The organism is Evansella sp. AB-rgal1 (assembly GCF_041820985.1).
Lineage (GTDB): Bacteria > Bacillota > Bacilli > Bacillales > Salisediminibacteriaceae > Evansella.
Genome location: NZ_JBGUAU010000027.1, coordinates 48,521 through 71,495, shown reverse-complemented (window position 1 = coordinate 71,495; position 22,975 = coordinate 48,521). Strand labels below are relative to the sequence as shown.

General features: G+C 39.1%; 19 protein-coding genes. All 19 read left to right on the top strand.

What is annotated here, in order from left to right; translation table 11 throughout:
* The first annotated feature begins 1,101 nt into the window (after positions 1–1,101).
* The 19 genes from ACERII_RS19925 (at position 1,102) to ACERII_RS19835 (ending at position 22,974) form a co-directional block, all read left to right on the top strand.
* Positions 1,102–2,211 (top strand): DUF4097 family beta strand repeat-containing protein, encoded by a 1,110-nt coding sequence (locus ACERII_RS19925; RefSeq protein ID WP_373644652.1) that lies wholly within the window; start codon positions 1,102–1,104, stop codon positions 2,209–2,211.
* Positions 2,212–2,255: 44 nt separating this feature from the next.
* Positions 2,256–2,450 (top strand): PspC domain-containing protein, encoded by a 195-nt coding sequence (locus tag ACERII_RS19920; RefSeq protein ID WP_373644650.1) that lies wholly within the window; start codon positions 2,256–2,258, stop codon positions 2,448–2,450.
* A gap of 6 nt (positions 2,451–2,456) precedes the next feature.
* Positions 2,457–2,813 (top strand): phage holin family protein, encoded by a 357-nt coding sequence (locus ACERII_RS19915; RefSeq protein WP_373644649.1) that lies wholly within the window; start codon positions 2,457–2,459, stop codon positions 2,811–2,813.
* 282 nt (positions 2,814–3,095) lie between these two features.
* Positions 3,096–4,034: an HPr(Ser) kinase/phosphatase gene (hprK, locus tag ACERII_RS19910; RefSeq protein ID WP_373644647.1), complete on the top strand. Its 939-nt coding sequence runs from the start codon at positions 3,096–3,098 to the stop codon at positions 4,032–4,034.
* Positions 4,035–4,221: 187 nt separating this feature from the next.
* Positions 4,222–5,139 carry a prolipoprotein diacylglyceryl transferase gene (gene lgt / locus ACERII_RS19905; protein WP_373644646.1) on the top strand — a complete coding sequence of 306 codons (918 nt, stop codon included), beginning with the start codon at positions 4,222–4,224 and terminating at the stop codon, positions 5,137–5,139.
* 234 nt (positions 5,140–5,373) lie between these two features.
* On the top strand, positions 5,374–6,351 hold the full coding sequence (locus ACERII_RS19900; RefSeq protein ID WP_373644645.1) for a nucleoside recognition domain-containing protein: 978 nt from the start codon (positions 5,374–5,376) through the stop codon (positions 6,349–6,351).
* A 179-nt stretch (positions 6,352–6,530) separates the two neighbouring features.
* Complete coding sequence (gene ppaX, locus ACERII_RS19895; RefSeq protein ID WP_373644644.1) at positions 6,531–7,202, top strand: pyrophosphatase PpaX; 672 nt, start codon at positions 6,531–6,533, stop codon at positions 7,200–7,202.
* Positions 7,203–7,501: 299 nt separating this feature from the next.
* Positions 7,502–8,029: an acyltransferase gene (locus tag ACERII_RS19890; protein ID WP_373644643.1), complete on the top strand. Its 528-nt coding sequence runs from the start codon at positions 7,502–7,504 to the stop codon at positions 8,027–8,029.
* Positions 8,030–8,380: 351 nt separating this feature from the next.
* Positions 8,381–9,571, top strand: a complete 1,191-nt coding sequence (locus ACERII_RS19885; RefSeq protein WP_373644642.1) for an ATP phosphoribosyltransferase regulatory subunit — start codon at positions 8,381–8,383, stop codon at positions 9,569–9,571.
* The gene (gene hisG / locus ACERII_RS19880; protein WP_373644641.1) at positions 9,572–10,234 is read left to right on the top strand and encodes an ATP phosphoribosyltransferase; all 663 of its coding nucleotides are present in this window, start codon (positions 9,572–9,574) and stop codon (positions 10,232–10,234) included.
* Entirely contained in the window at positions 10,231–11,520 is a 1,290-nt protein-coding gene (gene hisD, locus ACERII_RS19875) for a histidinol dehydrogenase (RefSeq protein WP_373644640.1), read from the top strand. The genes hisG and hisD overlap by 4 nt, the downstream gene beginning before the upstream one ends.
* Before the next feature lie 157 nt (positions 11,521–11,677).
* Positions 11,678–12,271: an imidazoleglycerol-phosphate dehydratase HisB gene (hisB, locus tag ACERII_RS19870; protein WP_373644639.1), complete on the top strand. Its 594-nt coding sequence runs from the start codon at positions 11,678–11,680 to the stop codon at positions 12,269–12,271.
* Positions 12,268–12,897 carry an imidazole glycerol phosphate synthase subunit HisH gene (hisH, locus tag ACERII_RS19865; protein ID WP_373644638.1) on the top strand — a complete coding sequence of 210 codons (630 nt, stop codon included), beginning with the start codon at positions 12,268–12,270 and terminating at the stop codon, positions 12,895–12,897. Before hisB ends, hisH begins: the two co-directional genes overlap by 4 nt.
* 2 nt (positions 12,898–12,899) lie before the next feature.
* The gene (gene hisA / locus ACERII_RS19860; RefSeq protein ID WP_373644636.1) at positions 12,900–13,631 is read left to right on the top strand and encodes a 1-(5-phosphoribosyl)-5-[(5-phosphoribosylamino)methylideneamino]imidazole-4-carboxamide isomerase; all 732 of its coding nucleotides are present in this window, start codon (positions 12,900–12,902) and stop codon (positions 13,629–13,631) included.
* On the top strand, positions 13,631–14,389 hold the full coding sequence (gene hisF, locus ACERII_RS19855) for an imidazole glycerol phosphate synthase subunit HisF (protein ID WP_373644635.1): 759 nt from the start codon (positions 13,631–13,633) through the stop codon (positions 14,387–14,389). The genes hisA and hisF overlap by 1 nt, the downstream gene beginning before the upstream one ends.
* Positions 14,386–15,069 (top strand): bifunctional phosphoribosyl-AMP cyclohydrolase/phosphoribosyl-ATP diphosphatase HisIE, encoded by a 684-nt coding sequence (hisIE, locus tag ACERII_RS19850; RefSeq protein WP_373644634.1) that lies wholly within the window; start codon positions 14,386–14,388, stop codon positions 15,067–15,069. The genes hisF and hisIE overlap by 4 nt, the downstream gene beginning before the upstream one ends.
* A 472-nt stretch (positions 15,070–15,541) precedes the next feature.
* Positions 15,542–16,435, top strand: coding sequence for an AraC family transcriptional regulator (locus tag ACERII_RS19845; protein ID WP_373644632.1), 894 nt, complete (start codon positions 15,542–15,544; stop codon positions 16,433–16,435).
* 82 nt (positions 16,436–16,517) lie between these two features.
* Positions 16,518–21,539: a pectate lyase gene (pelA, locus tag ACERII_RS19840; protein WP_373644630.1), complete on the top strand. Its 5,022-nt coding sequence runs from the start codon at positions 16,518–16,520 to the stop codon at positions 21,537–21,539.
* A 358-nt stretch (positions 21,540–21,897) separates the two neighbouring features.
* Positions 21,898–22,974, top strand: a complete 1,077-nt coding sequence (locus tag ACERII_RS19835) for a tetratricopeptide repeat protein (RefSeq protein ID WP_373644628.1) — start codon at positions 21,898–21,900, stop codon at positions 22,972–22,974.
* The last annotated feature ends 1 nt before the right edge of the window (position 22,975 follow it).

Here is a 22,975-nt window from a genome sequence, read left to right as displayed (position 1 = left end):
ATCGAGAGTGGCTTTTTATTTTGGTTTTTAATTGGTGCTGAAGGTACTTTAATTTGTATACATACAAGAGTTGGATGCGAAGAGCAGGGGAACCAAGAAAGTTGAGGAAAACAAGGGGTAAAGTAACTAAAGAACCGTTTTGGTTACCTTATTAGACTCAAACTGGGAAGCAGAGAAATTAAAGAACTGTATTGGTTACTTTCGCAGGCATAAACAAGGAAGCAAAGTAACCAAAAGACGTTATTGGTGACCTTCGTACGCTTAAACCATGGAGCAAAGTAATCAAAAGACGTTATTGGTGACCTTCGTACGCTTAAACATGGAGCAAAGTAATCAAAAGACGTTATTGGTGACCTTCGTACGCTTAAACCATGGAGCAAAGTAATCAAAAGGCGATATTGGTGACATTCGCGAGCTTAAAGCAGGAAGGAAAGTAACCAAAAGATGTTATTGGTTACTTTCGCACGCATAAACGAGGAATGAAAGTAATCAAAAGACGTTATTGGTGACCTTCGCAGGCTTAAACGAGGGGGCAAAGTAACCAAAAGAACCCCATGATTACCCAACCCCGTTTTGAAAAGAAATTCAGTTACAATAAAGTGTTCATGATGCCCCAACTGTTGAAATAAAAGGAAGTTGGGTAACCATACAAGCCCTATGATTACCGAACTGCGTTTTGAAAAGCAAGTTCGGTAACCATGAAGCGTTCATGATCCCGAACTCCTGAACTTAATGAAAGTTGCGTCACCATGAGAGCTTTATGATGACCCCACCCCATTTTTAAAGACAAGTTCTGCAATTATGAAGCGTTTATGATGCACTAGTTATATACAGTTATGAGACCATAGACTTTTAGAAAAGAACAAGAAGTTAACGCACTTCCGAGATATATTATCTATAGATCGGTCTTAGGTCTTAGTTATTTACAGTCTCCCGTCTGTATTCATTGTTGCTTTTTCCGTGTAAGCTATAACTATAAATGAAACTTTTTGTGGTTCTTGTCGTAAATTATAGTACTAAAAAGATAATGGAACTGCTCTGTTATACAAATCATATAAATCTCGGGTACGGTGTATCCTATTTTGAAGGGGGAAATATCAAATGCAAGAAGAACGTAAAATGATTTTAAAGATGATTGAAGATGGAAAGATTTCTGCTGAAGAAGGATTACAGTTACTTAATGCTTTAAAGGATGATAAAAAGGGAACATCTGATGTAGAGTATGAAAAAAAATCGTCTGAACGATCTGTTTCTACGGATGTGGAATGGGAAAAGGGAGCTGATTATCGATATAAGTCAGAGCCAAGAACATCATCATTTGCGACAAAATTTACAGAATTTATAGAAGAAGCTGTTCAAAAAATTAAGGAGTTTGATTTAGATTTTAATTTCGGATCATCAATAGAAATAGAACATATTTTTCAACATCGTGATAGCGCGATTGAGGTAGTAGACGTATCTCTTGAAAATGGAAGTGTTACGTTTAAGCCTTGGGAAGAGCGTGATGTAAGAGTGGAGTGTAATGTAAAAGTATACAAAGTTCGAGATTCAGAAGAAGCACGCAATGCTTTCTTAGACGAAGTGACGTTTGAAGTATCAGATCGAAAGCTTCGTTTACACTCCCCACGAAAAACGATGAAGGTAAATACGATAATCTATGTTCCTAAAGAGTATTTAGAAAAAGTAAAGCTATATGCATTTAACGGAAGAATTATCGGAGATACGGTGGACGTTGAAAAAATCGAAGTCAAGACCGTCAATGGACGCATAAGTTTTGATGATGTATTAGCAGTAAGTGGGCTTTTTGAAACGGTGAATGGCAGTATCACTATTGGTAAATTAGATGTTGAAAATTGCGATACAAAAACAGTGAATGGAACGATTAGTGTGAATGCTCTAAAAGGGAAGCTTGATGCAGAAACATTAAACGGTTCTATTAAATATACATTAGCGGATACCGTTGAAAGTCGTGCATATATTAAAACAACGACGGGGAGTATTATTGTAGTTGTTCCTAAGGATGTAAAAACAGAAGGGGAGCTAAAGTCTACTGTGGGTAGCATTCATTGTGACCTTCCCGAACTTTCAATTATTGAAGAAAAGAAAGAATTTGCTAGTAAGCAAATGTCGTTCTTATCTAATAAAGAAGGAAAAGCTTCTTTCTATGTTGAAGCAGAGGCAACAACTGGTTCTATCCATGTTCGAAATTAGTGTTTGAAGCAAAATAAATGAGTTTGAAAGGAGAGTCGTTTAGTATGAAACGGCTATATCGTGCAGTTCATGACCGAAAGTTAGCGGGTGTCTGCGGTGGATTGGGTCACTATTTAAATATTGATCCAACAATTGTTCGAATCCTGTTAGTTATTTTATTTTTTGCGACGGTTGGTTTTCCAGTCGTTTTAGGATATATCATTGGAGTTATGGTGATACCAAATGAGACGGAAGTTTGATAACCGATGAGTTGGCTTATTCAATTAGTTGTTAATGCAGCAGTATTGTTAATCATTTCACACTTTTTTTCAGGATTCGAGGTTGCTGGATTCGGTACAGCGTTACTTGCTAGCTTTATATTGGCCGCTGTAAATGTTATCGTTAAGCCAATGTTAATACTCTTCACACTACCAATTACGATTTTGAGTTTAGGGTTGTTTCTATTTGTGATAAATGCTATAGCATTATGGATAACATCCTTTATAATGGGTTCAACTTTCATTATAGATGGGTTTGGAACAGCCATTTTAGGAGCTATCGTATTTGCTATATTGAATTCACTCATTCACTCGTTCATTGTGGATCCCGTTACAAAAAGATAATTGTGTTTTGTAAAACATATGCGATTATAAGGTGATTTGAAGGATAACTTCCCTTCAGGTCATCTTTTTTTCTTTTTATGGCAATGAAATATATCTTTTTATAAGAAAAATAATTGTATGGACGATAGATTGGGTATGATAAAATGAGAGTGTTGTCTACAAAACAAGACATTTATTTTCACAAAGGTAAGGCAACCGTTATTATTTATCATACTTCAAAACTAACATTAATTAGTTTTATTTATTTTTTTGTTTTACATAAAAGGAGGTCTAGTTTTTCAAATGGTAAAGGTAACAGCTAAGAATTTAATAGAAGAGTTTGGATTTGAATTATTAAATAATGAAGAAGATGTTGCGTTTCGCCCTATAACTACTAGTGACTTATCAAGACCAGGTATGGAAATGGCAGGATTTTTCACGTACTATCCTGCAAAACGTATTCAGTTACTTGGAAAGACGGAAGTTTCATTTTATGAGACTTTATCTGATGAAGATAAGGTAGATCGCATTGAAAGACTCTGTACATACGATACTCCTGCAATTATTTTGTCACGAGGTATGGAAATACCTAAATTTTTGCTTGAGGCTGCAAATAAAGTGGGAGTACCAGTATTACGGTCTCATTATACGACAACTCGATTAATATCACAGCTTACAAACTTTTTAGAAGGTCAATTAGCGCCAATGACTGCAATTCATGGTGTTCTCGTTGATATTTATGGAATTGGAGTTATGATTACAGGTTCCAGTGGAGTAGGGAAAAGTGAGACTGCCTTGGACCTTGTTCGCCGTGGGCATCGCCTTGTTGCGGATGATTCTGTAGAAATTCGTCAAGAGCACGATGGTGTATTAGTTGGACAAGCTCCCGAACTCATTCGTCATTTGTTAGAAATAAGAGGGCTAGGCATTATCAATGTTATGACTTTGTTTGGCGCAGGTTCTGTACGTAATTTTAAAAGAATTGGATTATCAATTCATTTAGAATTGTGGGATCAAAAGAAGCAGTATGATCGCTTAGGTCTGGATGAGGATAAAATCCAAATTTTTGATACGGAAATAACAAAGATTACAATTCCTGTTCGCCCTGGACGTAACTTAGCAGTTATTATTGAAGTGGCTGCAATGAACTTCCGTTTGAAACGTATGGGAATCAATGCAGCACAACAATTTTCGGAACAGTTAACGAACGTAATGGAAGATGGAGATCGCGACGATTTTTAATAGTTGTTTTACAGAAACTTCATATTTTCTTCAAGAAGATATGAGACAATAGAAATAACAAGCTGTAATGCAAATGCTTATTTCGCTTGTTTTAGAAAAAAATATGGTACAGTAATTAGGGGCGGCGGCATTTGCTGCCCCTTGATTTTTATCATTCTAGCTACATATGAAAAACGAGGTGTTTTCGATGTTTAAGTTGCTCAGTGTAATTCAGCCACAACCATTAAATCCAGTTGCATTGGATTTAGGAATAATTGAAGTTTACTGGTACGGACTTTTAATCGGTTTAGGTGCTTTTTTAGCCTATTTGCTTGCAAACCATGAAGCGAAGAAGCGAGGTTTACCCAAGGACATGTTTGCAGATTTGTTATTATTTGCGCTTCCAGCTGCAATCGTGGGTGCTCGTCTATACTATGTTATATTCCGATGGGAACATTATGCGGATAATCCTATTAAAGTTTTTGCTATTACTGAAGGAGGTCTAGCGATCCACGGTGCTTTAATTGCATCTGTTTTAGTCGCTTACTTTTTTGCGAAAAAACGTGGTATTTCTTTCTGGAAAATTGCAGACATAGCTGCTCCAAGTATTTTACTGGGCCAAGCCGTCGGCCGTTGGGGAAATTTCATGAATCAAGAGGTTTACGGAAATGAAGTTTCCCGTAGCTTTTTGGAAAATATGATGCTTCCAGAGTTTATTATTAATCAAATGTACATTTACGATAATGGTACATATGCTTATTATGCCCCTACGTTTTTATATGAATCGTTGTGGAATATACTTGGGGTTGTCATTCTTCTGCTACTTCGTCGTGTGAATTTACGTCGTGGGGAAATGTTTATTACGTATGCGATATGGTATTCTGTAGGTCGTTTTGTGATTGAAGGCTTACGTACAGATTATTTACTCATTTTCGGAGTTTTGAAGACTGCTCAAGTAGTATCCATTATTACGGTTGTTGGTGGGATTATCCTTCTTGTGTATCGTCGTAAAAATGGTCTTGCCGATAAACGATATTTAGATGATGATGATGAGCCTATCAAAGGGAAGAATAAGAGTTCTTCTAATAAAAAATCTTCCAATAGTAAAAAGAAAAAAAAGAAATAATTCATGTTGTAGCCACCTTTAAGTCAGTAGTATTGCTTAGAGGTGGTTTTTGGTTGTTGATTTGAAACTTTGTAGTTTATTTTGTTCGAAATAGTTGCTTTTCTTGCTGAAGTCTTGCACCTTCTAAAAAAATAACAATATCTACTTATAGAAATTTCGATAGTCTAATCTTGACTACACCTTATTTTTCGCAAATAATGACTAGTATGGAGTTAAACTGGAGGTGCCGTTTCGATGGTGAAGACATTAAAGCAAGGACTAAAGGTGGGCCTTCAAACCACTTGGACGTTAGGGAAGATCATATTTCCTATTACATTGATCGTTACGATACTTAGTCATACACCGCTTATGGGGTGGATAATTCAGGTGTTATCGCCATTCATGGGCTATATTGGTTTATCGGGAGAAGCGGCGATTCCTCTTGTTTTGGGGAATGTCCTAAATTTGTATGCTGCTATAGGGGCAATACTAACGATGGATTTAACAGTAAAGCAAGTTTTTATACTAGCTGTTATGCTTTCGTTCTCACATAACTTATTTGTGGAGTCTGCGGTTGCAAAACAAGTTGGTGTGAAAATATGGATCGTTTTGCTTGTAAGAATTGGATTAGCATTATTTTCCGCGTGGTTGATTCATATTTTCTGGCAAGGTGGAGGAGAGGTTGCAAAGTATGGTTTCGTTCCTTCTTCAAGCGGAGAAGAAGTGTCAGGTTGGGGCGCAATTATTTTTCAAGGAGTAGAAAGTGCTTTATTAGGTATCTTCCAATTGGCGCTTATTGTTATCCCGATTATGGTGTTTATTCAAGTAATGAAAGACTTGAAGTGGTTGAATATATTCTCCAAGTGGATGTCTCCTTTTACTAGGGTGCTTGGTATTCGCGAAAATACTTCAACAACATTGGCGGCTGGACTAGTGTTTGGTTTAGCGTACGGAGCAGGTGTAATGATTCAAGCTGTGAAAGAGGATGGAGTAAGTAAAAAGGACATCTACTTAGTCATGATCTTCTTAGTAGCATGCCACGCAGTTATTGAAGACACGTTATTATTTGCACCGCTAGGCATTCCGCTGTGGCCGTTATTACTTATAAGGTTGGTTACTGCCATTGTATTAACAATAACCGTAGCAGTAATATGGAAGAAAATAGAGAAAGATAAAGATGGTGCGTCGCAGGGGATTGTAGCAGAAGAAATACAAAAAGAAAAAACATCATAAGTTCACAAAACGTTCGGTGGTCTGGGACTGGGCAATTATGTGACAGTTCACAAAACGTTCGGCGGTCAAAAATTCAGGGACCAGGGACCTGATAATTGTGTGTCTATTTCACAAAAAGTTCAGGGACCAGGGACCGGAATATTAGGGACCGGAATATTATAAGGAGTTGAGTTATTCAAATGGTAAATAAAAAAATAAATGAACTTCAGGGTATTGATACGATTTTGTTTGATTTAGATGGTACGCTTATCAACACGATTGATTTAATTTTAGATTCCTTTTTACATACGATGGAAACGTATTATCCTGGTGAGTATACGCGAAAGGATGTTATCTCGTTTATTGGGCCTCCTCTTTCCGAAACGTTTATAAACTTAGATCCTTCGAAAGTAGAGGAGATGACAAAAACATACCGAGCTTTTAACCATGAGAAACATGATGAGTTGGTTAAAGAGTATGAAGGTGTAATTGAAACGTTAGAAGCGCTCGAAAAGAACAACTATAAAATGGCAATCGTTACAACGAAGCGTCGTGATACTGCAATGAAAGGTATGAAGCTTATGGGGATGGACAAGTTCTTCAACGTTGTCATATCTTTAGACGAAGTTGTTAACTATAAGCCACATCCTGAGCCGCTAGAAAAAGCAATGAAAGCGTTAGGAGCAAATCCTGCAAATACGCTGATGGTTGGTGACAGCAAACACGATATTTTAGGTGGGAAAAATGCAGGTACAAAAACTGCAGGTGTTGCATGGAGTATTCAAGGGCGTGAATATATGGAATCGTACGAACCAGATATTTTATTAGAATCAATGCCAGATTTATTAGACTATCTTGGAGTAAGCAAATAAGACAATTCCTTTGCTTTAACTTTCTTCAAGTAAAAACTAACACTTTGGATGAGAAAATCTTACCGAATATTTTAGTAGCATCTACAATATATGTAATGAGCGAATGCACACGGAACTACAGTGGGAAGAAGAGCAGAGGCAAGACCCCGCAGAGCGCTTGTGCTCGAGGAGGCTTGCCAGCTCCCCAAAGGAAAGGTAGTGGGCAGTAGCGAATGAATAAAAGCAAACAAAGTTAGAATTACTATATAGCTTAATACACGTATTTTCAGGGTAAACAAAAAGATAGGAGTGAAACCATTATGAGGCGGACAACTCGTTATCCAGTTAAGGGAGCAAATTCCTTATGGCAGATATATCGAACCGTGTCTTTTTGGAAGGTCTTAAAAAATGTGATCGTGATTCTCATAGCGAGATACACCCCATTTTTAGGCGTCAAAAATTGGCTTTATCGAACTTTTTTACGGATGAAAGTCGGAGATAAGACTGCTGTAGCACTAATGGTTGTAATGGATATTATGTTTCCTGAAAAAATAACGATCGGAAAGAATACGATCATTGGTTTCAATTCAACAATCCTAGCCCACGAATACTTAATTAAAGAATATCGTATAGGAGAGGTTCACATAGGAAGTAATGTGATGATCGGCGCTAACTCCACTATTCTTCCTGGAGTTGAAATAGGTGATGGGGCGATTGTATCCGCTGGTACCCTTGTTCATAAAGATGTTCCCGCGGGATATTTTGTTGGGGGAAATCCGATGCAAGTAATAAGAACGAAAGAACAACTTGTACAAGAAAAGAGAAACGCCAAGGAGACAACACAATGATCTTGGTGTTTTTTCTTTTGCATGTATATAAGAAGGAATGATGTTCCATTTTTTTAGTCCAAGCATTGATGAACAAGACGAAGCCCAAATACATATAAAACTAGTTAATTTAGGTTGACGATATGGAGAATCCAATGTAGACTACTAATTATACCTTTATTACACTATCACATTAGCGAACTAAAGTTAAAATGTAGTAGAAACAAAAAAATTAATTGAATGTCGTTCACAAAATTGTGCGCGGTCTGGTCCCTGACAAAAAGTTCAGGGACCAGGTCCCGGAAGGTTTTGTGTCATAATAAAGTTAGAAATAGTGTTGGATAATATTAGATAGGGATTTGAGGTGGCGTTATGACAAAGTTGTTTATGTTTGAGAAGCCAGTTGGGATGAGGGATACACTTCCTGAATTGTTTCAGCTGAAAAGACAAGTAAGGGATTCTATTTCACAAGAGGTGGCTCGTTGGGGGTATGCTCCCATTGAAACTCCCACACTAGAGTTTTATGAAACGATCGGTGCAGCGTCTGCTATTTTAGATCAGCAGCTTTTTAAGCTGTTAGATCCCGACGGAAATACATTGGTACTCCGTCCGGACATGACCGCACCAATCGCACGTATTGCTGCATCCACTCTTCGCAAAGCAGAGCGACCGTTACGCCTTACGTATGATGCTCCGGTCTTTCGCTCCCAGCAACGAGAAGGAGGGAAATCCGCGGAATTCGAACAAATCGGTGTGGAGCTTATCGGTGATGGATCGAATAGTGCGGATGGAGAAGTTATTGCTCTCATGATGGCATCGTTGGAAAAAGCTGGCCTGAAGGACTACCAAGTAGCAGTAGGGCATGTAGGTTTTGTAAACGCGTTTTTATACGAGATTCTTGGAAATGAATCACGAGTGGACGCTTTCCTCCGTTTTTTATATGAAAAAAATTATGTAGGTTTTCGTAAAGAAGTGGATCAATTAGCACTTTCTTCTATTGATAAGCGACGGTTAAAAGATCTCCTTCAATTAAAAGGAGGCACAGAAGTTTTAGCAAAAGCAGAATCACTAGTGGAAAGCCAAGAGGCGCAAGATGCCTTGGCGCAACTACAACAATTAATTTCCGTATTAGACGCGTATAACTTATCGGAACACATGTTGATTGATTTAAAACTTGTCATGCATATGAGCTACTATACTGGCGCTGTTTTTGAAGCGTATAGCAGTGGGCTCGGATATCCACTTGGAAGTGGTGGGCGATACGATGAGCTTTTGAGTAAATTTGATCATCCAGAACCTGCAACTGGCTTTGGACTTCGCTTAGATCGATTGACGGAGGCTCTGGGAAAAACAAAGGAATCTATTACAAATGACGTTTGCATTATTTTTAGCAATGAGCGCCGAAAAGAAGCGATGGAAAAAGCAATAACGTTGCGTCAAGAAGAACGTACCGTTGTAATGCAAGATATTACTGGAATTAAAAATATAGATTCTTATTCTGCTCAGTTTACAGAAGTTGTGTACTTCGTAGGTTCGAACGGCAATGGGGGAGGGGCAAGATAAATGGCAAATCAACAAGATTCAAATCAGTTATTAACGGTTGCAATGCCTAAAGGCAGAATTTTTGACGAAGCAGTTGCTTTACTGCGAAAAGCAAATTATCCTCTACCTCCAGAATTTGATGAGTCACGTAAACTGATCATTGATTCACCGGAAGCAGGCATGCGCTTTATTTTAGCAAAACCAATGGATGTACCAACGTATGTAGAACATGGTGTGGCGGATGTTGGAGTTGCAGGAAAAGATGTATTAATAGAAGAAAAGCGTGATGTGTACGAAGTGCTTGATTTAAAAATTAGTGAGTGTTATATGGCAGTGGCGGCGCTTCCGTCCTATAATCCTCAAGCAGATATTGCGCCAAAAATAGCATCGAAGTATCCAAACTTAGCTTCTAGTTACTTTCGAGAGCAAGGGGAGCAAGTGGAAATTATTAAATTAAATGGGTCGATTGAATTAGCTCCCATTATTGGTCTGGCAGATCGAATTGTGGACATTGTTTCCACTGGGCAGACACTGAAGGAAAACGGACTAGTGGAATTAGAAACGATGATACCGATTACTTCTCGATTCATTGTTAATCCAGTTAGCTACCGAACGAAATCAGAGCAAATCGATGATATGGTGGAGCGCATTTCCGCAGTTATTGAAGGGGGAAATCTTACGTGAAGATTATTCCATTAACAAATGACGTTAGTTTGAAGCGTTCCATCGATCAAGGTACGGAAACTCAAAGACAATCTGTAAGGCAGATTATTGAAGCTGTAAAAAATAAAGGGGATCAGGCAATCCAGGCGTTTACTGCTCAGTTTGATGGAGTTACGGTCTTCACCGAAGACTTGTTGGTGTCGGAAAAAGAAATTGCATTAGCTTATGAAAAAGTAAGTGAAGAAACGATTGCAATCATACGAGAAGCTCGTGATAATATTCGAGATTTTCATTCGCGTCAAGTTCAGCAATCTTGGATGACAACGAAACCAGATGGCACCATTCTTGGACAAAAGGTAACACCGTTGGATGCAGTAGGAGTTTATGTTCCAGGAGGTCGGGCGGCATACCCTTCTACTATCTTAATGAATGTTGTGCCTGCACAAGTGGCTGGTGTGGAGCGGATTGTCATGGTATCTCCTCCACAAAAAGATGGCACATTAAATGAAGTAGTGCTTGTAACGGCAAAGGAATTAGGAGTTAAGGAGATTTATAAAGTTGGTGGAGCGCAAGCAATTGCTGCATTGGCATATGGTACAGAAACAATTACACCTGTTGATAAAATCGTGGGGCCAGGTAATATTTATGTAGCATTGGCGAAACAACAAGTGTTTGGAACAGTTGCGATTGATATGATTGCAGGACCAAGTGAAATCGTTGTTTTAGCAGATGAGACAGCGGAAGCTTCGTTTGTGGCAGCTGATTTACTTTCCCAAGCAGAGCACGATCCAATGGCATCTGCAGTGTTAGTAACAACATCGCGTGAGCTGGCTGAAGGAGTTGCAGCTGAAGTAGAAGCACAGCTTGAAACATTGCCAAAGCGAGAAATTGCAGAAGCGTCTATTAAAGACTATGGTGCAATTTATATAGCGAGCTCTTTAGAAGAAGCAGTGGGGGCAGTAAATGAATTGGCTCCAGAACATTTGGAAGTCGTTGTGGAAGAGCCGTGGGAAGTGCTACCTTTGATACGCCATGCAGGTGCGATTTTCTTAGGAACTTACAGCACGGAACCTGTTGGGGATTATTTCGCAGGACCAAACCACGTGCTACCAACAAACGGAACAGCACGCTTCTCGAGTCCATTAAATGTGGAAGACTTTACGAAAAAATCTAGCATTATTTCTTATAGTAAAAAAGCGATTATGGAACATGGAGAAAAGATTTCCACCTTTGCTCGATTAGAAGGTTTAGAAGCACATGCAAGAGCAGTAGACTATCGACTAAATAAAATCAAGGGAACAAAGTAAAAGTTCACAAAACTTTCGGGGACCTGGTCCCCGACAAGTTTAGCACAATTTGAAGGAATGTCACAAAATTGTCCGGGACCAGGGACTGGGACTTTATGTGAACTGTCACAGAATTGTCGGGGACCAGGTCCGGGGACTTTGAATGGAGGAAAAGGATATGGCAAAGCGTGAGGCTAGGATTGAGCGTAAGACGAATGAAACGAATATTGCAATTTCTTTTAATATAGATGGGACGGGGCAGGCGAAGCTGGATACAGATGTTCCGTTTATGTCTCATATGTTAGACCTGTTTACGAAGCATGGTCTTTTTGATGCAGAGATCGTCGCGAAAGGTGATACGGAAATTGATGATCACCACACGACAGAGGACATTGGAATCGTCCTTGGGGAAGCAATTAAGCAAGCGCTAGGAGACAAAAAAGGGATCAAACGGTATGGAAATGCATTCGTACCTATGGATGATGCACTGGCACAGGTTGTTGTAGATTTAAGTAACCGTCCGCACCTCGAGCTTCGTGGTGAATTCCCTGCACAAAAGGTAGGTACTTTTGATACAGAGCTAGTTCACGAGTTTCTTTGGAAGTTAGCGCTTGAAGCGAGAATGAACCTCCACGTTATCGTGCACTATGGTCACAATACACACCATATTATTGAGGCGATTTTCAAAGCTCTTGGCCGCGCGCTAGATGATGCAACACAGATTGACCCACGAGTGACAGGAGTTCCATCCACGAAAGGAAGCTTAACATGATTGGAATTGTAGATTATGGCATGGGAAATCTTCATAGCGTAACAAAAGGCCTCGAAAGGATCGGTCATACTCCATTTCTATCGGAAGATCCAAAGGAACTAGAAAAGGCATCGAAAATCCTTCTACCTGGAGTAGGCTCTTTTCGTGACGGAATGCGGGAGCTTCAAGAAAGAGGTCTTGATGAATTTTTGAAGAACTGGGCGCAAAGTGGGCGGCAGTTACTTGGAATTTGCTTAGGGATGCAGTTACTATTTGAAGAAAGTGAAGAAAATGGACCAACGCCGGGTCTTTGCTTATTACCAGGACACGTCAAGCGTTTTTCCGGAAAAACAGAGACTGGCCATTCGTATAAAGTGCCGCATATGGGCTGGAATCGCCTAAACTTTCAACAGGAGCATCATCCGATCCTTAAGGATGTGCCGTCTGGGCATGTGTATTTTGTTCATTCGTATGTGGTAGAAACGAGCAATGATGTGCTTGTTTCCTCGTCGGAATATGGAGATCAGTTAGTGCCTGCGGTTGTAGGTCGTGGAAATGTATGGGGCACTCAGTTTCACCCGGAAAAAAGTAGTGTGTTAGGGATGCAAATGTTGAAGAATTTCGCAAATGATGGGGAGGTGTCTTGATCATGTTTACGATTTACCCTGCAATTGATATACGTGGTGGGAAGTGTGTTCGTCTACTTCAAGGAGATTATGATAAGGAAACGGTATATGGTGACTCTCCATTTGAGATGGCGAAAAGTTTTCAAGAAAAAGGTGCTCAGTGGATTCATATGGTTGATCTGGATGGAGCGAAAAAGGGCGAGCCGGTGAATCATGGGGTTGTGTTGAAAACGGCTCAGGAGCTTTCGGCCAAAGTACAAATTGGCGGAGGTATTCGCACTCGAGAATCTGTTGCTCAGTATTTGGAAAACGGTGTGGAGCGTGTAATTCTTGGGAGTTCTGCAATTTCTGATCCGGAGTTTGTGAAAGAAATGCTTCGTACATACGGTGGTCAACGTGTGGCGATCGGTATCGATGCTCGTGATGGGTATGTGGCAACGCATGGTTGGTTGCAAACGTCTCAGGTGAAGGCGGAGGAGCTTGCACTGGAACTCGTACAACATGGAGCGGAAACGTTTATTATGACAGATATCTCTCGTGATGGGATGCTTAGTGGACCGAACGTGGAGGCGATTGCTGGGCTTGGTAAGGTAACAGGGAAGCAAGTCATCGCATCTGGCGGGATGTCCGAGATGAAGGACGTTCGTGACCTACTAGCGCGGAAGTCTGACGGTGTTTCTGGTGCGATTATCGGAAAGGCGCTGTACACTGGCCGCATCTCCTTAGAGGAAGCGTTACAGGAGGTGGCGGATTAATGTTAACGAAACGAATAATCCCTTGCCTTGATGTAAAAGAAGGTCGTGTGGTGAAGGGCGTTCAGTTTGTAAACTTGCGTGATGCAGGAGATCCTGTCGAACTTGCTGCATTTTACGACGAGCAAGGTGCAGATGAATTAGTTTTCCTCGACATTTCTGCCTCCCACGAAGGACGCGAAACGATGGTGGAAGTAGTGGAAGAAGTGGCAGGGAAGCTTGCGATTCCATTTACCGTTGGTGGTGGAATTAACACAGTAGAAGATATGAAGCGCATCCTTCGTGCTGGGGCGGATAAAGTTTCTGTGAACACGGCGGCGGTTCTCCGACCTGAGCTTATTAAAGAAGGAGCGGACTTCTTCGGCTCCCAGTGTATCGTTCTTGCAGTGGATGCGAAATGGGATGACGAGCTAGGATCGTGGCGTGTCTATACTCATGGTGGACGTAAACCAACAGAACGAGACGTGATCTCTTGGGTGAAGGAAGCCGTGGCACTTGGTGCTGGGGAAATTCTCTTAACGAGCATGGATAAGGACGGGGAAAAATCTGGTTTTCATGTGGAATTAACGAAAGCTGTTAGTGAAGCTGTTTCTGTTCCTGTGATTGCTTCAGGTGGCGCAGGATCTAGCGAGCATTTTTACGAAGTGTTTGAAGAAGGGTTAGCTGACGCGGCACTCGCAGCTTCCATCTTTCATTATAAAGAAACTTCCGTAGAAGAAGTGAAAAGCTATTTGAAGGAAAAGGGGCTGGAGATACGATGAAGCTAGCAAATATCGAATTTACGTTTGATGATAAAGGATTGATTCCAGCAATCGTTCAAGATGCACAGAGCAAAGAGGTTTTAACGTTAGCATACATGAACGAGGAGTCGTTGAAAAAAACAGTAGAGACTGGCGAAACTTGGTTTTATAGTCGATCTCGTCAAGAGCTTTGGCATAAAGGCGCTACTTCTGGGAATACACAACGTGTGGTGGATATTCGCACCGATTGCGACCAAGATGCGTTGGTTGTGCTAGTAGAGCCTAAAGGACCAGCGTGTCATAACGGAACGTTTACGTGCTTTACAGAACAGGTACAAGAGCAAGGGGAAGATGGCTCCACGGTAGATGACAACGTAAGCAGCGAGGCACCATCCAATGGTGAAGACCGTTTCGCCATCATCCGTGAACTAGAAAAAGTCATCGCCCAACGCCAAGCTGAATTACCTGAAGGATCGTATACGACATACTTATTCACGGAAGGTGTGGATAAGATTCTTAAAAAAGTTGGCGAAGAAGCTGCGGAAGTGATTATTGCTGCGAAAAACAAAGACAAAGAAGAACTTACTTGGGAAAGTGCAGATCTCTTATTCCATTGGCTAGTGCTGTTACGAGAACAAGGCTTGCCGTTGGATGCTGTGTTGAAAAGGTTAGAGGAAAGACATGGTGGAATAAAAGAATAATCATTTGCTTACTAATTAAATAGAGCATGAAAAGGCAAACAAATTACACCCAGATTTGTTTGTCTTTTTTTGCGTTTTATGGTTATATTTGCATGCTAGTGGAACTGGAAATATCTTGTGGGATCAGATATTTCCTATGAAAGATTAGATTGAAAATAGAAATTATTTACAAAACAACAAAAAAGTTGATAACCAAACCCTTCGTACAGTAAAGATAACCTTCTGTATGAAGGGTTTCTTTCGTACCATAAGTCAAAAAGTCAATTTAGGTATTAAGACTCTTTCGCTTTTTAGTATGTTTATTGCCAGTCGATTCCATTGATAATCATTTAATTAGATGTATGTGATAAAGCAATATTTGAATATTATAGAGCCAATTTGTGAATATTCGGTACTCCATATCCATGTTAAAATCCATTTTGTAACCGCTTCCTTACATAGGTATAGTGACGACAGAAATGGACGTGATCAGGTGGGAAAGTATGAAACAAAAATGCTTCAGGCAGATAGAGATCCAATTTTTCAGATTGACTTTAAAACTGATTACAAAACAATTATTAATTTTCATTCTCATGAAGGCTATGAAATTGTTTGGCTCACAAATGGAGAAGCGAATTATATTTTCGAGAACAAAGTGTATCGTTTAACAAAAGGACAAGTTTTGTTTTTTAAAAGCTCCGAATTACACAAAGTTAGATTAAAAGAAGGATGTCCATATGAACGAGTTGTCCTTATGTTCACGGAGGAATTCTTCTCCTTTCAGCATCCTATTTTCACAAACTTCCAACAGTTTTTTGAGGAGAATAAAACTCCTCATTATGCCCTTCACTTCTATACGTGGAAAGCTGATCGCTTTCAACACATTATTGATCAATTATTACACGAAGATGGAAGTAACCAATTGTGGGAACGTAAGAGTGCATTGGAGTTGTATATGCTTGAATTACTTTTGTTTCTAGGAAGAGAAGTTATGGCAGAAACAGAAACTGAACGCCCCCTATATGTTGTGAATAGTTCTGTTGAGAAAGAAGATATGCTTGAACGAGTTTTACAAGAGATTGCACTTATTTGGAATACACAATGGCGGTTAGAGGATCTAGCACAGCGACTTCACATAAATAAATATTATTTATGCCATTTTTTTAAAAAAGAGTTTGGAGTTACTGTTCATCAATATATTCTGCAAAGAAGGATGTACGAAGCGAAAAAGCTATTAGTGTATACAAATATTCCAATAAATCAAATTGCGGAAAAGGTTGGATTCCTAACTGCTTCTAATTTTATCAGAACCTTTAAAAAGCATATTCTTGTAACACCAAAGAAATTTAGGAACAACGAAACAATGGAAACATTAGAGTTTACATAATTCCAAAGGAATAATGAAAGGGGTGATGCTGCTTCTTCGTTGTACGTTATATTTATTAATCTAATAGGGAGATGGAGAGAGAATGAGACTAGCAAAACGTTTAGGAAATTGTACTCTTATATTTATGATTATGTTTATGAGTGTTTTTTCATCTATACCAATTAGTTTTGTAAAAGCTGCAGATGTTAGTGACGAAAATGTGTTTACTTTTGAAGCTAATTTCAATGATGATATTACTGGTGATGTTCCGGGCAATGTCACTGTTAATGAGGCTGGTGGTACTGTAAGAGTAGTAGAAGTACCAGATGAAGCGAATAAGAGTGTTTTTTTAGAAGATACAAGTGACGTAACGCATGTTGCTCTATATAAATCAGTGGAAGATTTAGTAGGGGAAGTTACAGTAGAAATGAAGATTATGCAGCCTAGCTACACTAGCTCAACAAAGGTGATGCGATTAAAAGGGAATGGCACGGCTGTGACTTTGGAAACGAATGGTGGCAATATCAGCTACCGTACAGGTAGTAATTTTCAGCCTCTAGTTCCATTGGTTGAAAACAAATGGTATCACATTAAGGTTGTAATGGATATTGATGCTCAAACTGCGGATGTACATATTGACGGAGAGCTGAAGCTTGAAGGTGCAGCATTTGATCAACCATTAACAAAATTTAATTTCTTTGAGACTTTCACTCCTAATAGTGGAACGAAAGGTCATTATGTGGATGACTTAAAAATTAGTGGTCTTTTACCTGTTGAGGACGATACCCCAACAGACCCAACAGATCCAACAGAACCGTCGGAACCAGTGGAAGATGGAAAAGATGGTATTTATGAAGCAGAATATGCGGAGTTTGAAGCTGCAATTATTGATAATAAACATGTAGGTTTTACAGGAATAGGCTTTGTTGATTATGTTCCAAATGCTCCAGGTGGCTGGATTGAATGGACGGTGGATGTGCCAGTGGCGGGGGAATATAACTTAGATTTCCGTTATGCTCACGGAGGCACGGATTTACGTCCGAAAGAAATCGTGGTAAATGGTGAAGTTGTGAATGGTAGTTTAGCATTTGATCCATCAGGTGGATGGGCTACATGGGTATACACATCCATGAAAGCAACGCTTCATGCTGGAGAAAACACAGTGAGAGCTATCGGTATCGCACCTAGTGGTGGAGCAAATGTGGATCATTTACGAGTTTACTTAGAGTTTGATGAGATTTTAGAAGCTGAGGATGCACTATTTGAAGCTGCTATTATCGATAACAAACATGTAGGCTTTACGGGTACAGGCTTTGTTGATTACGTTCCGAATGCTCCAGGTGGCTGGATTGAGTGGACCGTTGATATTCCTGTAGCTGGATCGTATAAACTAGATTTCCGTTATGCACACGGAGGGACTGATTTACGTCCAAAGGAAATTTTAGTGAACGGAGAAATAGTTACACCAGAATTAGCATTTGATCCTACTGGTGGTTGGACTGTTTGGCAATATTCTTCCCTACAAGCGGAGTTAGTGGAAGGAGAAAATGTCATACGTGCAGTTGGTATTGCACCTAGTGGTGGAGCAAATGTCGATCATTTACGAGTTCATAACAAAGCGGACAGTTCAAGTGAAGGACCGATGGATATAGAAGAAGTGGAAATTACTGATATCGTTAGTGGCCTATTATTGAACGATCTAAACGAGTTAGGAATGTTAGTTGATAGCGAAGATAGTGATAAGGCTAATCAGCCAATTACAAGACTTGAGTTTATGGCTTTGATTAATGATACATTTGGTTTTGTTAAAACAGAAAAGTTTAAAAACCTTAATCTTTCTACAAATGTTTGGGAAGTAACTGTTGACGAGTGGTATGCTTACGTTTTAGAAGCAGCACATCAAGCAGGGTACATGGCTAGTCTTGAGGAAAACGGAAACATTTACCCAACTCAAGAAATGACGAAGCAAGAAGCAGATCAAGTATTTGCAGCGCTACAAGGAGATACTTCAAACTCTAGTAACACTGAATTGTTAACTTGGAGCGAGGCACTGGAATTAGTAGGAAGTCTTTCTGTTACTCCTCAAGAAAACGTGAAAGTTGTTGGGGTACAGGCTATTTCAAATAATCTACTTGTGGTTACACTAAATAGTTATTTTGAAGAATTTGATTTTAGTGATGTGGATGTAGTTTCCCCAACAAGAAATTGGGCGCTATTATCACCTGGATTTAAAAACCTTCGTGTTGATAAGGGAGCACTAGGTATAAACAAATTTGGACAGAGCGTATTAGTTCTTCATAGTTTAGATGAGTGGGATGAGTACGCGGAACTTGAATTTGAACAAGAGGAAGTACGATTTAGTGGAGATCTAGCTAATGCGATCACGGAAGCGAACAACCTTCTTACATGGCAAATGGATCATGGTGGTTGGACGAAGAACTGGCCACATATTTACACACGTGAGTGGAATGGAACAGAACCACGTTCTGAATGGGTTCATAATGGGCGGGAGTTAGGAACCATTGATAATGATGCTACAATAAGTGAAATTATCTTCTTAGCTCAAATTTATAACGAAACAAAAGATGAAAGATACAAGGAAAGTATTGAAAAAGGGTTTGAATTCCTCTTTAACCTTCAATACGACACAGGTGGTTTTGCACAAGTATATCCAGCAAGAGGCAATTACTCTGATTATGTAACATTCAACGATGAAGCAATGATTAACGTGCTGGAAATGTTGGATGATGTATTAGAGAGAAGATATCCTTTTAACTCTGACGTTATTAGTAATGACTATTACTCTTTCATTGAAGAGTCGATGGAACTTGCGGTTGATTATATTGTGAAAGCGCAAATAGAAGTAGATGGGAAGTTAAATGTATGGAGTGCACAGCATGATCCTGTAACGTATGAACCAAGGGGAGCACGTTCTTATGAACACGCATCAAATTCAGGTTCAGAATCTATTGGGATTATCCGCTTCTTAATGTCTCGTCCACAAACAGAGGAAGTGAAGCGTAGCATATTAGGGGCATTAGAATGGTTAGACGAGGTGAAATTAGAAAACACTCGTTATGTTAGTGGAGACCCTAACAATGTTTATTTCTACGATGATCCAAATTCTACTGCTTGGTATAGATTTTACGAAATCGGTACGGATAGAGGAATATTCTCTGGTCGTGATGGAGTAATTAAATACGACATTCTTGAAATTGAAGAAGAAAGACGAAATGGATATGCATGGGGCGGACACTGGGGAACGCAGTTACTAGATGTTTCGCAAAAAATAGGATTTTTTGATAATAAAGTGTTTGTACGAGTAGTGGACACTAACTCGGAAGATGTATTAGGAAGAACTTTGATACAGGATGATATAGAGCGAGCAAAAGGGGAAACGAAGGAGTTAGAGAAGAAAGAATATGAAATTACGGTTGCTCAGGACGGCAGTGGTGATTATGAAACCGTTCAGGCTGCTATCGATGCGGTTCCAGAGAATAATACGAAACCAGTAACCATTCATATTAAAAATGGTACGTATTATGAAGTAGTTACAGTACCAGCCAATAAACCTTTTATTACAATGATCGGTGAAAGCGAAACAGATACGGTTATCACCTATGACAATTATGCAGGGAAAGATAACGGCGTCGGAGGAACAATTGGTACAAGTGGTAGTGCTAGCGTATTTTTACGTGCAAATGATTTTAGAGCGGAAAACATAACATTTGAAAACTCATTTGATGAGAGCTTAGATGTGAATGGAAAACAAGCAGTTGCTGTATATGCTAGTGGCGATCGTATGTACTTTAAGAATGTTAAATTTATAGGAAACCAAGATACACTTTATACTCACTCTGGTAGTCAATATTTTTATCAAGTGTATGTGGAAGGTGATGTTGACTTTATTTTTGGTGGGGCCCGTGCGGTATTTGAAGATTCTATTATCCATTCACTAGATAGAGGTTCCAGCACAAATAATGGCTATATAACGGCAGCTAGTACATTGCTTTCAGAGGAATTTGGAATGTTAATTCTAAATAGTAAATTAACGTCTGATGCACCTGCTGGAACAGTATATTTAGGAAGACCATGGCCTGCTGGTGGAAACCCAGAGGCAAGAGGAAGCGTCGTCTTCATGCACAGTGAATTAGGAGAACATATTCATGTTAGTGGTTGGACTTCCATGAGTGGGTTAGATCCAGCAGATGCTAGATTATTTGAATATGAAAACTATGGTCCGGGAGCTGTTGTTAATGATGCAAGAAGACAGTTAACAGACGAAGAAGCGGCACAGTGGACAGTAGCTAATGTGTTAAAAGGATGGAATCCAAATGGCGACTCTCCAGGGAACCCAAATCCTAATCCAGGTGATGGTGATAGCCCAGATCCAGGAGATGGTGATGATGAGTCTCCAAACCCAGAAGTACCTGATAAAGTGTATGAAGAAACGGTTTTAGTTTTTGAAGACTTTGAGAGTATTGCTGTTGGATCTCAGCCAGATGGGTTTACGTTTACAGGTGATGTAAGTGAAGTTGTGGAATTAGATGGTGTAGGAAAAGTATTACATTTACCGGCATCTGGTAATAGCAATGGATTTACGTTAGAGTTTGACCCACAAACAGGCATTGTTTCTGCGGAATTAGATTTTATGCAACCTGTAAGAGCCAATGCAACAGTTGTCCTTGTTTTAGCGGATGATTCAGGCAATGATGTGATTCGAATTGAAGCACGTGATCATTTGTTTAGTACAAGACTACCTGATAATACATTTAAGCATAGTACTGTACAAAATATAAATGAAAAATGGACAAATGTGAAAGTGATTGCAGACGTTACAACACAAACTTTCAATTTGATCATAGATGGAGAAATAGCTTTTGAAAATGAAGGCTTTTACCGTAATGGCGAGAATATTGCGCAGATAAAATCCATCACTCCAGGTAGCAGTGTAAGGGATCATTACGTAGATAATATAAAAGTAAGTGAATTAGTAGAGGTAACTGATTCAGATGACAATGATGATTCAAAAGAGAAGAAAGAGAAGAAAGAGAAGAAAGTAAAAAAGGATAAGAAAGATAAAGTAGAGAAAAAAGAGAAAAAAGAGAAAGATAGTGATAGGTAAAATTTGATAAAACATTTCCAGATCACTCAATATTGAAACAACTAGTTTTGTAATTTAACCAAATCAAAAAATGAGTCTCCCTTATAAGTGTGAGGGAGACTCACTTTTTTGCAAAAATTCATTACATGTTCACCAAAAGTTCAGGGACCAGACCGGTGAACATTTTGTGTCTTTATAATAAACTAGGACAGGGAGTGGCGTTGTTTGTATTGTTGTGACATGATATACTGCAATTATTAAATTCGAAGCTTTTTTCGTTATGTTACACATTACGTCTATATCAACTATTACTTAGTTATATAAATACATGAATTTAATACATTTGTTTCAATTTTAGTACGATAGGAGGTTCGTGTTCATGCGTGAACTAAATTCAAAAAAGGAAATGGGAAAAATCATTCCATTTTTACAAGATGGGGCTTATTTCTATCGAAAAGGCATAGAGGCATATCAAAATAGACAAATAGAACAAGCGCTTCAATATATAAACAAGGCTATACGCATTGAACCAGAAGAACCTGTGTTTTTATGTCAGCTAGCAATTGTACTGTCAGAAAAAGGAGAATTCGAAACAGCCAACGACCTTTTACAGAAGGTAATCACAGAAGTAGATGAATCCATGGCGGAATGCTACTTTTTTATGGCAAATAATCTAGCACACGTAGGGAAATTTGAATTAGCAAAATTACGCTTAAATAAGTATTTACAAATGGATCCAGAAGGAGAATTTGCAGAAGATGCACATTCTTTATTATACATGTTAGAGGAAGAATTAGAATTTCTAGAAGACTTTGGCACTTTATCCAATTACCCATCCCAACTTGAGGTAATAGTGGATTTAATTCACAAAGGTGATTATGACTCTGCTGAAAAAGAAGCAAGAGGTTATTTAATGGAAAATCCAAAAGAATGGGATGTTTATGCTTACCTTGCTGAATCACTTATGTATCAAGGGGAAATGGAACATGCTAAGTCTATTCTTCAAGATTTACTTATTAAAGACGAACCTAACTTTTTAGCACAATGTATAATGACAGTACTTCTAGCGAAGGAAGATCACAATAATAAGGACCTATGGATTAAAAACCTTGTTAATTTAAGACCTATAAAGGATTGGCACTGTTATTACCTTGCTAAAACTCTTTATTGTGTAGGTGAATATGAGAAATCCTATCAATGGTTTAAAAAATTATTTCAAGGAAGTCAGTTTTTAAAGCTACCAGCTTATTTTCATCAAATGGCAATTTGTGCTTGGAAAAATGGACATGAAGAAAAGGCTCGAGGACTTTGGGAAAGAATTCGTGAGATGGATAGCGAAAATGAAAATATTGCAAACACTTTCTTAGATTTCCTATCTACTGAGGAAAAAATGGACCCTTCGGATGTTTGGTTCACCTATCAACAACCGAAAGAACTTCTCGAAACAATGGAATGAT